We start from the raw sequence: 14,408 nt of genomic DNA, 5'->3' as shown, positions 1-14,408 counted from the left end.
CAGAAAAATTGCGGTCCGTCGACCTCAAGCACCATGAACCAATGCTTGCGATGCTCCGGAGGCCTTCTTTACAGGTGTCCTGCGGCGCGTTTTAATGAAACATAGTGCCTGCTGGCATTGACAGCAAGCCGTCGTGATGTCTTTCTATGAATTATAATTCTAAATTCGGGGGAGATGTCCGTGAGCGAGGGATCCTATAACGCGGTGACCTGGCTGCTCGACCGAAACGTCGAGGAGGGCCGCGGCAGCAAGCTTGCCTTCGACGACACCGTCTCGCGGCTCACCTATGGCGAGCTCCAGCAACAAACCCGGCGCGCCGCCAACATGCTGCGCCGGCTCGGCGTCCGCCGCGAGGAGCGCGTGGCGATGATCATGCTCGATACGGTCGATTTCCCGATCGTGTTCCTGGGCGCGATCCGCGCCGGCATCGTGCCGGTGCCGCTCAACACGCTGCTGACCGCGGACCAATACGCCTACATCCTCGCCGACTGCCGCGCGCGGGTGCTGTTCGTGTCCGAAGCGCTCTATCCCGTCATCAAGGACGTGGTCGGCCGCATGCCCGATCTCGAGTATGTCGTGGTCTCCGGCGCCAAGCAGAACGGCCACAAGCAGCTCGCCGAGGAGCTCTCAGGCGAGAGCGATCAGTTCACCACCGCCGCGACGCATGCGGACGAACCGGCTTTCTGGCTGTACTCGTCCGGCTCGACCGGCATGCCCAAGGGCGTGCGCCATCTGCATTCGAATTTGCAGGCGACGGCGGACACCTATGCGAAACAGGTGCTCGGCATCCGCGAAAGCGACGTGTGTCTCTCCGCGGCAAAACTGTTCTTCGCCTATGGCCTCGGCAATGCCCTGACCTTCCCGATGTCGGTCGGCGCCAGCGTGATCCTCAACAGCGAGCGGCCGACGCCGGCGCGCATGTTCGACCTGATGAACCGCTACAACCCGTCGATCTTCTACGGCGTGCCAACCCTGTTCGCGGCCATGCTCAACGACGAGACCGTGAAGGCCGAGCGTGGCGGCAAGGCCCTGCGCATCTGCACCTCCGCCGGCGAGGCGCTGCCGGAATCCGTCGGCATCAGCTGGAAGGCGCGCTTCGGCGTCGATATCCTCGACGGCGTCGGCTCGACCGAGCTGCTGCACATCTTCCTGTCGAATGCGCCCGGCGACATCAAATACGGCACGTCAGGTAAGCCGGTGCCGGGCTATGCAGTGCGGCTCGTCAACGAGGCCGGCCAGGACGTCGCCGACGGCGAGGTCGGCGAATTGCTGGTCGATGCGCCTTCCGCTGGCGAGGGTTATTGGAATCAGCGCCACAAGAGCCGCCGCACATTTGAAGGGCCGTGGACCCGCACCGGCGACAAATATGTTCGTGACGCGGATGGCCGCTACACCTTCTGCGGCCGCGCCGACGACATGTTCAAGGTCTCCGGCATCTGGGTCTCGCCTTTCGAGGTCGAGAGCGCGCTGATCACGCATCCGGCGGTGCTGGAAGCGGCCGTCGTGCCTGAGGCCGATCCGGAAGGCCTGTTGAAGCCGAAGGCCTTCGTCGTGCTGCGACCGGGCGCAACGACGACGGACTTGCAGGAGATGCTCAAGGAGCACGTCAAGCAGAAGATCGGTCCGTGGAAATATCCGCGCTGGATCGAAGTGGTGGACTCGCTGCCGAAGACCGCGACCGGAAAGATCCAGCGATTCAAGCTGCGGGAAGGGGCACATTGAGTGAGTTGGCGGCGAACGCGCTCGCTTACCCTCCCCTGGAGGGGTCCGGGACGAGCGTAGCTCGCCCGTGGGTCGGCACGCGATCGAGCGTAGCGAGACGCGTGACGGGGTGGGGTGATCTCTCAACGGGCACCGCACCCGCGGAGAGGCTGTCACCCCACCCCGCTTCACATCTCGCTGCGCTCGCTGTGAATCGACCCTCCCCCTCCAGGGGAGGGTGGGCATCTCGGTATTGGCTAGGAATGGGAATTGGACCATGACCAACCTCACCCCCACCGGCTTCCTCAGTATCGATGGCGCCAGCCTCGAATACAAATGGCTTGCGCCGCAATCGTCTGACGCCCCCACCATCGTCATGCTGCATGAAGGCCTCGGGTCGGCAGGCCTCTGGGGCGATTTCCCGGAGAAGCTGCAGCAGGCGACCGGCGCTGGCATCTTCGTTTACTCACGCGCCGGTTACGGGCAGTCCAGTCCGGTCGCGTTGCCGCGGCCGCTCGATTACATGCAGCGCGAGGCGCTGGACGTGCTGCCGAAGCTGCTCGATGCGATCGGGTTCAAGCGTGGCCTCCTGCTCGGCCATTCCGACGGTGCTTCGATCGCCACCATCTATGCCGGGGCGCATCAGGATCATCGCCTGAGCGGTCTGGTGCTGATCGCTCCGCATTTCATCGTCGAGGACATCTCGATCAAATCCATTGCCGCGATCAAGACGACGTTCGAGACCACGGATCTCAAGACAAAGCTGGCGCGCTGGCACAAGGACGTCGACAACGCCTTCTACGGCTGGAACGGCGCCTGGCTCGATCCAAAATTCCGCGATTGGGATATCTCCGAATATCTCGCCTATATCCGCGTGCCCATCATGGTCGTGCAGGGCGTCGACGACCAATACGGGACCTTGCGCCAAGCCGAGATCGCGCAGGAGGAATGTTATTGCCCGGTCGACCTGACGATCATTGCGGGCGCAGCGCATTCCCCGCATCGCGAGGTGCCGGGGCCCACGCTCGACGCGATCGCGCAGTTCGCAAGGGCGGCCTTGCGGGATGATCCGGGACTTCAGGCGGCGTGAAGCGCATCTGGGGGTGTCGCGTCAGATGAAGCAAAGTGCATATAAGGCCTAGATTCGGTCTAGACTTGTCCGATAAGATGCATTATTGTGCATCTAACGCTCAAACCAAAACCCATAATCAAGCTCAGGGATGACCAATGGCCGGGGAAGATCGGCGCCTCGCAGGCGGCGCGACGTTCATCGATTTCCAGACCGAACCGTCCCGCTACAAGCACTGGAAGCTCACGGTCGATGGCGACGTCGCGACGCTGACCATGGACGTCGACGAAAATGGCGGCCTGTTCGAGGGCTACCTGCTCAAGCTCAATTCCTACGACCTCGGCGTCGACATCGAGCTTGCGGACGCGATCCAGCGCCTGCGCTTCGAGCATCCCGGGGTGAAGGTCGTCATCATGCGCTCGGCCAAGAACCGCGTGTTCTGTGCCGGCGCCAACATCCGCATGCTCGCGGGCTCGACGCACGCCCACAAGGTCAACTTCTGCAAGTTCACCAACGAGACCCGTAACGGCATGGAAGACTCCTCGGAGAATTCCGGCCAGCGCTTCATCACGGTGGTGAACGGCTCGGCCGCCGGCGGCGGCTATGAGCTGGCGCTTGCGACCGACCACATCATCCTCGCCGATGACGGCTCGTCGGCTGTCGCGCTGCCCGAAGTGCCGCTGCTCGCGGTGCTGCCCGGCACCGGCGGCCTCACTCGCGTGGTCGACAAGCGCAAGGTGCGCCGCGACCACGCCGATGTCTTCTGCACCATCGAGGAAGGCGTGAAAGGCAAGCGCGCCGTGCAGTGGCGCCTCGTCGACGAGATCGCGCCGAACTCGAAGCTGGAAGCCAGGATCGCCGAGCGCGCCAGGGAATTTGCGGCCGCTTCGAAACGCACCGGCAGCGGCAAGGGCATTGCGCTGACGCCGCTCAAGCGCATCATCGACGACAACAGCATCCGTTACGGCTTCGTCACCGTCGACATCGATCGCACTGCTCGCATCGCGACCATCTCGATCAAGGCACCGGAGACCGCGCCGCCGGCCGACATCGACGCCATGATGGCGCAGGGGGCTTCGTTCTGGCCGCTCCAGGTCGCGCGCGAGCTCGATGACGCGATTCTGCATCTGCGCATCAACGAGCTCGAGATCGCCATGCTGGTGTTCAAGAGCCATGGCGACCGCGCCCATGTGCTCGCTTGCGATGCCTTCCTCGAAGCCAACAAGGCGCACTGGCTGGTCAACGAGATCAGGCACTACTGGAAGCGCGTGCTGAAGCGCATCGACGTCACCTCGCGTACGCTGGTGACGCTGGTCGAGCCCGGCTCCTGCTTTGCCGGCACGCTCGCCGAGCTCGTCTTCGCCGCCGACCGCTCCTACATGCTGATCGGCACGCGCCAGGGCGACAACCGCCCGCCGCCGTCGATCGAGCTCTCGGCGATGAACTTCGGTCCCTATCCGATGAGCCATGGGCTGACGCGGCTTCAATCACGCTTCCAGGCCGATCCGTCCGATGTGGAGCGCGCGGAAGCAACGCTCGGCACCGCGCTCGACGCCGAGCAGGCGGAAGAGCTCGGCCTCGTCACCTTCGCGCTCGACGACATCGACTGGGATGACGAGGTCCGCGTCTTCCTCGAGGAGCGCGCCAGCTTCTCGCCCGACAGTCTCACCGGCATGGAAGCGAGCCTCCGCTTCGTCGGTCCCGAGACGATGGAATCGAAAATCTTCGCGCGCCTCACCGCCTGGCAGAACTGGATCTTCCAGCGCCCCAACGCGGTCGGCGAGGAAGGCGCGCTGCGCCGCTACGGCAGCGGGCAGAAGCCGAAATTCGATATGACGCGGGTTTGATGACTTTCACTGCGTCATGGCCGGGCAGAAGCGCGAAGCGCGTCTTTGCACAAATGTCCCGGCCATCCACGTCCTTGGCTCAAAGAAGCAAGAACGTGGATGCCCGGCACAAGGCCGGGCATGACGGGAAGAGATCGCAAGGAGCACGGCCATGAACATGAACATCATGAACGTCGACTACTCGACCAAGATTCCCAACAACGTGAACCTCGCCGAAGACCGCCAGGTGCTCAAGGCGCTGGAAGGCTGGCATCCCGGTTACATGGACTGGTGGAGCGACATGGGCCCTGAGGGCTTCCAGGAATCGCTGGTCTATTTGCGCACGGCCTATTCGGTCGATCCGCGCGGCTGGGCCAAGTTCGACTACGTGCGCATGCCCGAATATCGCTGGGGCATTCTCCTTGCTCCGCAGGAAGAGAATCGCGTCGTTCCGTTCGGCGAGCATTATGGCGAGCCGGCCTGGCAGGAAGTCCCGGGCGAGCATCGCGCCATGCTGCGCCGCCTGATCGTGATCCAGGGCGACACCGAGCCCGCCTCCGTCGAGCAGCAGCGCCATCTCGGCAAGACAGCGCCCTCGCTCTACGACATGCGCAATTTGTTCCAGGTCAATGTCGAGGAAGGCCGCCATCTCTGGGCGATGGTCTACCTGCTGCAAAAGTATTTCGGCCGCGACGGACGTGAAGAAGCCGATGATCTGCTGCGCCGCCGCTCGGGCGATGCCGATGCGCCGCGCATGCTGGGCGCCTTCAACGAGGCGACGCCGGACTGGCTGTCCTTCTTCATGTTCACCTATTTCACCGACCGCGATGGCAAGATGCAGCTGCACTCGCTGGCGCAGTCGGGCTTCGATCCCTTGTCGCGCACCTGCCGCTTCATGCTGACGGAAGAGGCGCATCACATGTTCGTCGGCGAGACCGGCATCACCCGCGTCGTGCAGCGCACCTGCGATGCGATGAAGCAAGCCGGCATCAGCGATCCCACCGACATCGCCAAGGTGCGCGCGCTCGGCGTGATCGATCTGCCGACCATCCAGAAGAAGCTGAACCTGCACTACACGCTGTCGCTCGACCTGTTCGGCTCGGAGGTCTCGACCAACGCGGCCAACGCCTTCAACGCCGGCATCAAGGGCCGCTATCACGAGACCCAGATCGACGACGATCACCAGCTCAAGAATTCCACCTATCCGGTGCTCAAGCTGATCAACGGCGAGGCCAAGCTGGTCGACGAGCCGGCGCTGACCGCGCTCAACATGCGCCTGCGCGACGATTACACCCAGGATTGCATCAAGGGCATGCTGCGCTGGAACAAGGTGATCTCGACCGCGGGCTACGACTTCAAGCTGACGCTGCCCAACGTCGCCTTCCATCGCCACATCGGCGAGTTCAAAGACGTGCACGCGACGCCCGACGGCATCTTGATCGACGAGGCCACCTGGGCGAAGCGTCGGGATGAATGGCTGCCCTCGGCGAGCGACGGCGACTTCATCACCTCGCTGATGCAGCCCGTCACCGAGATCGGCCAGTTCGCCTCCTGGATCTCGCCGCCCAAGGTCGGCATCGACAACAAGCCCGGCGATTTCGAGTACGTGAAGATCGAGTCGTAACGGCTGCTCGCGAGGCGCGTCCGTCGCACCATACGAAGACTGTCATCACCCGCGAAAGCGGGTGATCCAGTACTCCGCGGCAGCAGTGATTGAGCCGATAGGCCGCGGCGTACTGGATGCCCCGCCTTCGCGGGGCATGACAGAGTGTGTAAGGCGCGGCCTTTGCCGAAGTCCTTCCCGCCTACCCTGCGATCTCCAGCCCTGCGTTCGCGTACACCACTCCGCCGTCGACCGCGATGGTGTTGCCGACCACATAATCGCCGGCGCGCGAGGCGAGATAGATCGCGACGCCGGCCATGTCCTCGTCGCTGCCGATCCGCCGCGCCGGAATGCGCTTTGCGACCTCGTCGGCATGGTCGCGCGCGGCGCGGTTCATGTCGGACTTGAACGCGCCCGGCGCGATCGCGGTGACGTTGATGTTGTCCTTGATCAGCTTCGTCGCCATGCGCCGAGTCAGATGGATCACGGCCGCCTTGCTGGCAGCGTAGGAATACGTCTCGCTCGGATTGACGAAGATGCCATCGACGGAGGCGATGTTGATCACCTTCGCCGGCCGCTCCGCGCTCGCGGCCGCGCGGAGCGGCTTCGCCAGCGCCTTGGTCAGGAAGAACAGCGACTTGACGTTGAGGTCCATGACCTTGTCCCAGCCGCTTTCGGGGAATTCGTCGAACTCCGCGCCCCAGGCGGCGCCGGCATTGTTGACGAGAATGTCGAGCTTCGGCTCCAGCCTGATGATTTCGCCGGCGAGCCTGTTGCAGCCTTCGACGGTGGAGATGTCGATCGGCAGCGCGATGCATTCGCCGTCATATTGCGCGGTGAGCTCTTGCGCGGTCGCCTCGCACGGGCCGGCCTTGCGCGCGGTGATGTAGACCTTTGCCGCGCCGGCGCTGAGGAATCCCGCCGCGATCATCTTGCCGATGCCGCGCGAGCCGCCGGTCACCAGCGCGACACGGCCTTTGAGCGAGAACAGATCGTTGAACATGGTACCTCCCTTGGTTGGCGCTCGTTGTGAGCGGGGCCGGGAGGGGAGTCAAGGAAGGGCCGCCAACTCCGCCCTCATCCCGAAGGAGCGCGTCAGCGCGTCTCGAAGGATGCGGGCGGCCCATCCTTCGAGACGCGCTCCTTCGGAGCGCCCTCAGGATGAGGTCTGACTATGCGGACGAATCAAGCCGCCGCGATCCGGCGAAAGCCATTCCACATCGCGGTCGCGGCGCCCGAGGTCAGCACCGGCAGGATCCGCGTGTCCTGGTAGTTGCCATTGAGTGAGACGCGGGGCAGCGCGGTCATGTGGCCGGCATTCTCCGCGAACAGCATGCCGGGCCGCGTCGTCACCGCGGTCTTGAAGCCGGCGGATGCGGCAAGGGCGAATTCGCGCGTCCCCGCGGCGTCGCGGTCGCCATAGGGATAAGCGAGATGCAACACGGGGCGCTCCAGCGCCTGCTCGATCCGCGCGCGGCTCACGGCCATCTCCTGCGCGGCGATGTCTTCCGCCTGCTTGGCGAGGTTGCAATGGCTGACGCTATGCGCGCCGATCGTGACCAGCGGATCGGCGGCAAATGTCTTCACCTCGGCCCAGGACAGGCACAGGCTGCGGCACAGCGCTGCCATGTCGACGTCGTATGTCGTGCACAGCGCCCCGATCTCGCGCGCCAGGTCGTGCTCGCCCGGCAGCGCACGCAGCCAGTCGTGCAGGCGGTCGAACGCCGCCTGCTTCGCCGCAATCGTCGTCGCATCGAGCCGCAGCGCGGAATGGCCGATTTTGACCTCGATCTGCTCGGCTTTGGCGATCACGGCCTCCAGTGCTGTCCACCACAATCGTCCGGTGCCCTCGGCAAAATCGCTCGCGACATAGACCGCCAGCGGCGCGTCAAATTCGCGCAGCACCGGCAATGCGTAGTCCAGATTGTCGCGATAGCCGTCGTCGAGGGTGAAGGCGGCGAAGCGGCGGTCGAACCGGCCCTGCACCAGCCGCTCATGCAGTTCGTCCATGCTGACGATGTCGATGTCGCGCGAGCGCAAATGGCGCAGCGTCGCACGGAGGAATTCGGGGGTGACTTCGAGATGCCTGTTCGGCTGGAACGCGGCCTCACGGGCCGGCCGCACATGGTGCAGCATGAATATGGCGCCGACGCCGGACAAAAGCGGGCGCAGCAGGTGGTGTGCCCCGCTGAAATAGAGTGCTCCCAGCCCGGCCCGGATGACGTTGTTACGCAATTGTTTCATGACCGGCTGGGGGGACTCTGGCATTCCGGTTTCAACTTACGGAAGAACCCTTGAAGAAAAAGTTATTCCGATTGTCCGGCCGGGGCCTTCGGTACGGCGCCATTTCCGGTTTGACAGCCTGCCAAGGGTTTGTTTTGTCTCCGTTTCCAGAGTTCGGGTCGTCGAATGCAGAAGCTTTTCAGTTGGGCCAGCAAATGGTGGCCGGGGCTGATCCCCCTGGCCGTCATGTGGGGATTTGCGGCCTGGAATAATACCTTACCGGTCGAGGCCGATCTTTCGGCCCGCAGTTCGGCTGCGCTGAAGGATACCGTTCTGGACAAGACCCGGATCGCGGTCGATGGCCGCGACGTCAGCCTTGCCGCGGATGCCTTTTCCGAGGAGGGGCGCCGCGACGCCGTGATGGCGGTCGAAATCGTCCCGGGCGTGCGGCTGGTCGACGACCGGACGCGCCTTGTTCCCGAGGCCAAGCCCTTCGTCTGGAACGCCGAGCGCGACGTGGTGCGGGTGACGCTGTCGGGCTCCGCGCCCTTGCCGTCGATGAAGGCGCGGCTGACCGAGGCTGCCCGCAAGGAGGTCGGCGGCGTCGAGGTGGCCGACCAGATGGGGCTGGCCCGCGGCGCGCCGCCTCGGTTCGAGGCCGCCGCGATGCTGTTGCTGGATCAGATCGGCAAGCTCAAGGACGGCAAGATCACGATCACGGACACCAAGGTCAATCTGTCGGGCATGGCGCGCGAGCTCGGCGGCCGCGAATCGATCGCAGCGGCGCTGAAGAACCTGCCGGAGGGTTTTTCGATTGCCGCCAACGAGATCAAGGCGCCGCCCTATATCTTCCAGGCCTACAAGGATCCGGTGGCAGCGACGGTGACGCTGACCGGCTACGTTCCCGACAACAACGTCCACGCGGCGATCGCCACCAGCGCGTCGCGAAAGTTCTTCACCGAGAAGGTCGTCGACAATCTCAAGGCCAGCATCGGCGCACCCGGCGCCTTCAGCACGGCAGTCGTCGCAGCGCTCGGCGCGCTGTCGCGGCTGTCGACCGGCACGCTCGTCGTCTCCGACCGCGAGGTGAAGCTGTCGGGCGATGCGCTTTACGAAGGAGCCGCCAACGACATCCGCGCAGGCCTCGGCAAGGACTTCCCGAAAAACTGGCAGTACAAGCCGGAGATCACCGTGAAGCCGGCGGCAGGCCCCGTCGACGGCACCGTGTGCCAGCAATTGTTCTCGGAACTCCTGACCAAGGGCAAGATCCGCTTCGCGACCAAGCGCGCGGAGATCGATCCTGACTCGGCCGGCATCCTCGATCGTCTCATCGAGACCGCGCTGCGCTGCCCCACCACCAATATCGAGGTCGTCGGACACACCGACGCCGACGGCGGGGACTCCTTCAACCAGGCGCTCTCGGAAAAGCGCGCGCAGGCGGTGATCGATTATCTGGTCAAGGCCGGCCTGCCCGCCAGCCGCTTCACCGCGGTCGGCCATGGCAGCACGCAGCCCGTCGCCGGCAACGACACCGATGAAGGCAAGGCGCAGAACCGCCGCATCGAATTTCTGGTGAGGTGACGATGCCTTATCTCGTCTCGTTCCATCTGGGCTGGCTGATCGGCTCGCTGCTGCTGGGCTTTTGCATGGGCTGGATCTCGGTGGTCCAGCGCGGCAACGGCACCTCGAAGGTGACGGCGCGCTGGCTCGCGGCGCTGGTTGCGGGCCTGGTCGCTGCCTCATTCACCCATGTGGTCCCCGGCCGTTTCGGCTACTGGCTCGATCTCGGGCTGGTCTTGTTCGCCTGCTACCTCGTCGGCTGCACCATCGGCGCCTGGTTGCGCGACCGGGTGGTCTCGCGCACCGTGCCGCCGGCCACTCCGTGATGTTGCCGTGCACCCTGACGTGACCAGCCGCCTCGATCATCCTCTTCAGCGGGCGGGCGTGCCCCATAGATTGACGTCGGCTTAACTCGTGACGGAACATTGCGCGGCCGAAATCATCAAAACTTCATGGCGTCTGCGCAAGATTGCCATGGAGATTCGCGTCGAGCCTTGCCGCCGAAAGCGCCAAGCCGTGCCCCAGGAGCCGTAACCCTGCCTAAAATATTGAAGGCACGTGTTTTTGTTCGAATTGGCGAATTCCACTTCGCCCGAAAACGCGCTAGTGGAGGGGGAGGGGGCATGCGCGATGCCGGAGCCGGCGGTGAAGGGCCGCCGCGTGCCTGTGCGTCGTTTGCCTGTTCGCCGGCCGTCCTGGCCGCTGAAGCGTTGTTCGAGGTCTAGATGCTGGAACCCATACGCAGGGCGATGACGTTTCTGCGCCAGAAGCAAATCCTGCATAAGCTTGGAGTTGTGATCAGCATCGCGGTCATCGGTATCGCTTGCTATGTGCTCTATCACATGCTGAGGGGCATCGATTTCAACGAGGTCCTCGAGGCGATCAAGAGCACCGAGCCGAGGCAGATCGCGATGGCGGCGCTGTTCGTCGCCGCGGGCTATTTCACCCTGACTTTCTACGACCTGTTCGCGGTGCGCGCGATCGGCCATGCCCATGTGCCCTATCGCATCAACGCGCTCGCGGCCTTCACCAGCTATTCGATCGGCCACAATGTCGGCGCGTCCGTCTTCACCGGCGGCGCGGTGCGCTACCGCATCTATTCGGCCTATGGGCTGAACGCGATCGACGTCGCAAAAATCTGCTTCCTCGCCGGCCTGACCTTCTGGCTGGGCAATGCCGCCGTGCTCGGCCTCGGCATCTCCTACCATCCGGAGGCCGCCGCCTCGATCGACCAGCTGCCGCCCTGGCTGAACCGGACGCTGGCGCTGATGATCATCGTCGCCCTGGTCGGGTACGTGGTCTGGGTCTGGACCCAGCCGCGGGTGGTCGGCCGCGGCCCGTGGACCGTGGTGCTGCCGGGCGGGCCGCTGACGCTGCTCCAGATCGTGATCGGCATCGTCGATCTCGGTTTCTGCGCGCTGGCGATGTACGTGCTGGTCCCGGACGAGCCCAATCTCGGTTTCGTCGTGGTCGCGGTGATCTTCGTCTCGGCGACCCTGCTCGGCTTCGCCAGCCATTCGCCCGGCGGCCTCGGCGTGTTCGATGCCGCCATGCTGGTCGGCCTCTGGCAGATGGACCGGGAGGAGCTGCTCGGCGGCATGCTGTTGTTCCGCGTCCTCTATTATCTGTCTCCCTTCGTCTTATCTGTAATCTTGCTGACGTTTCGAGAAGTTATCATCGGCGCGCGATCGAAGCGCCTGCAACAGGCGGCGCTCAAGCTGGACCCCGGCCCGGCGCCTGAAGCCGCCTATGTGAGAGAGCGCAGCGACAGCGGCGCCTGAACGGTGCCAAGTCCTTAGGACAAGTCCTCCAGGAGAAGCCCGTCCCGTGGCGATCGATGCCCCATCTTCTCCCTCCGCCCAGCCCTGGTCCGATCGGCTGCGGCACTCGACCATCATCCTGATCGCCGCGGCGCTGGCGCTGTCCGTCGTGGTCTCGCTCGGCGAATTGTCGGCGCTGCACGCCGCAATCGTGTTCCTCTGCATCGCGGCGGCTGCCCTGATCCCGTGGCGGCTGCACGATCCTGCCGCTTCCCGCGACGACGTCAGCCGCATCAACCCGGTCGAGAGCGCGGCGGTGGCCGCCGTGGTCGCCGGCATGCCCGATCCGGCGGTGCTGCTCGACCGCGCCGGCCGCGTCATCCACCTCAACGCCGCCGCCGCCCAGCTCGCGCCGGCGCTGCGCCGGAACGAGCTCGCCCAGTTCGCGCTGCGCTCGCCGGAGATCATCACGGCGCTGCGCGAGGCGATCGCGACCACGGAGCCGCGGCGCGCGACCTATCTCGACCATGTTCCGGTCGATCGATGGATGGAGCTCATGATCACGCCGGTGCCGGTGCCGACCAGCTTCGGGGGCGCCGACAAGTGCATGCTGATGACCTTCCACGATCAGACGCCGCTGCGCCGGGTCGAGGAAATGCGCGCCGACTTCGTCGCCAATGCCAGCCACGAGCTGCGCACGCCGCTAGCCGCGCTGTCGGGCTTCATCGACACCCTGCAGGGCCAGGCCAAGGACGATCCGAAGGCGCGGGAACGCTTCCTCGGCATCATGCACAACCAGGCCACCCGCATGGCGCGCCTGATCGACGATCTCCTGTCGTTGTCGCGGGTCGAGTTGTCGGCCCATGTCCGCCCCGACACCCTGGTCGATCTCGTGCCGATCATCCGCCAGGTCGCCGACGGGCTCGAGCCACTGGCACGTGAGCGCCAGGTCGAGGTCGAGATCCATCTGCCGGAGCCGCCGGTGATGATCGCGGGCGACCGCGAGGAGCTACTCCGCCTGTTCGAGAACCTGATCGAGAACGCGCTCAAATACGGGGCCTCGGGCGGACGCGTCATCGTGTCGCTGACATCAAGCGCGGCCGCTGACGGAGGTCAGGAAATCCGCGTCATGGTCCGCGATTTCGGCCCGGGCATTGCGCCGGAGCACCTGCCGCGGTTGACCGAGCGCTTCTACCGGGTCGACGTCGGCGACAGCCGCTCGCAAGGCGGCACCGGGCTCGGATTATCGCTGGTGAAACATATTCTTAACCGCCACCGCGGCCGGCTTCTGATCGAAAGCGTGCCTAGGCAGGGCGCCACTTTCACGGCCTGTTTTCCCCAGGCGAGGACTTCGGTGCAGGCCTGAAATTCTAGCGATTTCAATCGCTTGATTGTGTCATCCAACTGTCACGAAACCTTCGTAAAAGCACAGCCGACCGTTCCTAAAGGGGCGGTGCGGGGAGCGCGATCGGGCGCGGATGGCGCTTCGCTCCCCTGTATGGAGACCAGCATGAATTTCCTCAAAACGATCGTCGCTGCCGGCTTGGTCGCCGCATCGACGACGGCAGCCTTTGCGGCCGATATCACCGGTGCCGGCGCGACGTTCCCGTTCCCGATCTATTCGAAATGGGCTGACGCCTACAAAAAAGAGACCGGCAACGGTCTGAACTACCAGTCGATCGGCTCGGGCGGCGGCATCAAGCAGATCCAGGCCAAGACCGTGACCTTCGGCGCCAGCGACGCGCCGCTCAAGGCCGAGCAGCTCGAGAAGGACGGCCTCGTCCAGTGGCCGATGGTGATGGGCGCCATCGTTCCCGTCGTCAACATCGAGGGCGTGAAGCCCGGCGAGATGGTGTTCGATGGCGAGATCCTGGCCAATATCTATCTCGGCAAGATCACCAAGTGGGACGACGCCGCGATCAAGAAGCTCAATCCGAACGTGAAGCTGCCGTCGGAGCCGATCACCGTGGTCCGCCGCTCGGACGGCTCGGGCACCACCTTCAACTTCACCAACTATCTCTCCAAGGCCAGCGCGGACTGGAAGAGTAAGGTCGGCGAGGGCACCGCGGTCGAGTGGCCGGTCGGCGTCGGCGCCAAGGGCAACGAAGGCGTGTCGGGCAACATCAGCCAGACCAAGAACTCGATCGGTTATGTCGAGTATGCCTATGCCAAGCAGAACAAGCTGACCTACACCGGTCTCGTCAACAAGGCCGGCAAGCCGGTGCAGCCGACCGTCGAAGCCTTCCAGGCGGCCGCCTCCAACGCCGACTGGGCCAAGGCGCCCGGCTACTACGTCATCCTGACCGATCAGCCCGGCGACAAGTCCTGGCCGATCACCGCAGCGACCTTCATCCTCATGCACAAGGAAGCCACCGACAAGGCGGCCTCGCAGGAAGCCATCAAGTTCTTCCGCTGGGCCTTCAAGAACGGCGGCAAGGCGGCCGAGGAGCTCGACTACATCCCGATGCCGGACAGCGTCGTCCAGCTGATCGAGAAGACCTGGGCTGCCGAGATCAAGAGCTGAGGCTCTCCTCTCGCGTCCCGGACGCGGTGCAGCACGCAAGTGCTGCTCCGCAGAGCCGGGACCCACAAGAACTGGGCCCTGGACGCGGCGCGGCACTTCGCACCGCGTCCGGGGCACGAGACCCAATAAAACGTGTATTCTT

At 64.5% G+C, this 14,408-nt stretch carries 11 protein-coding genes; 9 read left to right on the top strand and 2 right to left on the bottom strand.

Features of this window, described 5'->3' with window-relative positions; all coding sequences use genetic code 11:
- Positions 1 to 180 precede the first annotated feature (180 nt).
- The 4 genes from BRAD3257_RS38015 to boxB all read left to right on the top strand — a co-directional run bounded on the left by BRAD3257_RS38015 (position 181) and on the right by boxB (position 6,220).
- A complete protein-coding gene (locus tag BRAD3257_RS38015; protein WP_122406983.1) occupies positions 181 to 1,722 on the top strand; it encodes a benzoate-CoA ligase family protein in 1,542 nt (513 codons plus the stop codon).
- A 256-nt stretch (positions 1,723 to 1,978) separates the two neighbouring features.
- A complete protein-coding gene (locus tag BRAD3257_RS38010; RefSeq protein ID WP_122406095.1) occupies positions 1,979 to 2,791 on the top strand; it encodes an alpha/beta fold hydrolase in 813 nt (270 codons plus the stop codon).
- A 137-nt stretch (positions 2,792 to 2,928) separates the two neighbouring features.
- The gene (boxC, locus tag BRAD3257_RS38005) at positions 2,929 to 4,617 is read left to right on the top strand and encodes a 2,3-epoxybenzoyl-CoA dihydrolase (RefSeq protein WP_122406094.1); all 1,689 of its coding nucleotides are present in this window, start codon (positions 2,929 to 2,931) and stop codon (positions 4,615 to 4,617) included.
- Positions 4,618 to 4,768: 151 nt separating this feature from the next.
- Positions 4,769 to 6,220 (top strand): benzoyl-CoA 2,3-epoxidase subunit BoxB, encoded by a 1,452-nt coding sequence (gene boxB / locus BRAD3257_RS38000; protein ID WP_122406093.1) that lies wholly within the window; start codon positions 4,769 to 4,771, stop codon positions 6,218 to 6,220.
- A gap of 181 nt (positions 6,221 to 6,401) precedes the next feature.
- Here boxB and BRAD3257_RS37990 read toward each other — a convergent pair whose 3' ends face one another.
- Together BRAD3257_RS37990 and BRAD3257_RS37985 are read right to left on the bottom strand one after the other, a co-directional pair.
- The gene (locus BRAD3257_RS37990) at positions 6,402 to 7,202 is read right to left on the bottom strand and encodes an SDR family NAD(P)-dependent oxidoreductase (RefSeq protein ID WP_122406092.1); all 801 of its coding nucleotides are present in this window, start codon (positions 7,200 to 7,202) and stop codon (positions 6,402 to 6,404) included.
- 182 nt (positions 7,203 to 7,384) lie between these two features.
- The gene (locus tag BRAD3257_RS37985; RefSeq protein WP_122406091.1) at positions 7,385 to 8,443 is read right to left on the bottom strand and encodes a polysaccharide deacetylase family protein; all 1,059 of its coding nucleotides are present in this window, start codon (positions 8,441 to 8,443) and stop codon (positions 7,385 to 7,387) included.
- Positions 8,444 to 8,608: 165 nt separating this feature from the next.
- Here BRAD3257_RS37985 and BRAD3257_RS37980 point away from each other — a divergent pair, with 165 nt between their 5' ends.
- The 5 genes from BRAD3257_RS37980 (at position 8,609) to pstS (ending at position 14,266) form a co-directional block, all read left to right on the top strand.
- Positions 8,609 to 10,003, top strand: a complete 1,395-nt coding sequence (locus BRAD3257_RS37980) for an OmpA family protein (protein WP_122406090.1) — start codon at positions 8,609 to 8,611, stop codon at positions 10,001 to 10,003.
- 2 nt (positions 10,004 to 10,005) lie between these two features.
- Positions 10,006 to 10,308, top strand: a complete 303-nt coding sequence (locus BRAD3257_RS37975; RefSeq protein ID WP_162500501.1) for a hypothetical protein — start codon at positions 10,006 to 10,008, stop codon at positions 10,306 to 10,308.
- A 399-nt stretch (positions 10,309 to 10,707) separates the two neighbouring features.
- On the top strand, positions 10,708 to 11,763 hold the full coding sequence (locus BRAD3257_RS37970) for a lysylphosphatidylglycerol synthase domain-containing protein (protein WP_122406088.1): 1,056 nt from the start codon (positions 10,708 to 10,710) through the stop codon (positions 11,761 to 11,763).
- Between the two features lie 46 nt (positions 11,764 to 11,809).
- Positions 11,810 to 13,108, top strand: coding sequence for an ATP-binding protein (locus BRAD3257_RS37965; RefSeq protein ID WP_122406087.1), 1,299 nt, complete (start codon positions 11,810 to 11,812; stop codon positions 13,106 to 13,108).
- A gap of 144 nt (positions 13,109 to 13,252) precedes the next feature.
- Complete coding sequence (gene pstS, locus BRAD3257_RS37960; protein WP_122406982.1) at positions 13,253 to 14,266, top strand: phosphate ABC transporter substrate-binding protein PstS; 1,014 nt, start codon at positions 13,253 to 13,255, stop codon at positions 14,264 to 14,266.
- Positions 14,267 to 14,408: the final 142 nt, after the last annotated feature.

It is taken from the genome of Bradyrhizobium vignae (assembly GCF_900324035.1).
In the GTDB taxonomy this organism is placed as follows: domain Bacteria; phylum Pseudomonadota; class Alphaproteobacteria; order Rhizobiales; family Xanthobacteraceae; genus Bradyrhizobium; species Bradyrhizobium vignae.
Note: the sequence above shows the minus strand (reverse complement) of the source record. Positions and strands in the feature narration are given on the sequence as shown.

Excerpts from the sequence above, each read along its gene's own strand:
- BRAD3257_RS38010 (WP_122406095.1), top strand. The coding sequence starts at position 1,979 with ATGACCAACCTCACCCCCACCGGCTTCCTCAGTATCGATGGCGCCAGC.
- boxC (WP_122406094.1), top strand. The coding sequence starts at position 2,929 with ATGGCCGGGGAAGATCGGCGCCTCGCAGGCGGCGCGACGTTCATCGAT.
- boxB (WP_122406093.1), top strand. The coding sequence starts at position 4,769 with ATGAACATGAACATCATGAACGTCGACTACTCGACCAAGATTCCCAAC.
- BRAD3257_RS37990 (WP_122406092.1), bottom strand. The coding sequence starts at position 7,202 with ATGTTCAACGATCTGTTCTCGCTCAAAGGCCGTGTCGCGCTGGTGACC.
- BRAD3257_RS37985 (WP_122406091.1), bottom strand. The coding sequence starts at position 8,443 with ATGAAACAATTGCGTAACAACGTCATCCGGGCCGGGCTGGGAGCACTC.
- BRAD3257_RS37980 (WP_122406090.1), top strand. The coding sequence starts at position 8,609 with ATGCAGAAGCTTTTCAGTTGGGCCAGCAAATGGTGGCCGGGGCTGATC.
- BRAD3257_RS37975 (WP_162500501.1), top strand. The coding sequence starts at position 10,006 with ATGCCTTATCTCGTCTCGTTCCATCTGGGCTGGCTGATCGGCTCGCTG.
- BRAD3257_RS37970 (WP_122406088.1), top strand. The coding sequence starts at position 10,708 with ATGCTGGAACCCATACGCAGGGCGATGACGTTTCTGCGCCAGAAGCAA.
- pstS (WP_122406982.1), top strand. The coding sequence starts at position 13,253 with ATGAATTTCCTCAAAACGATCGTCGCTGCCGGCTTGGTCGCCGCATCG.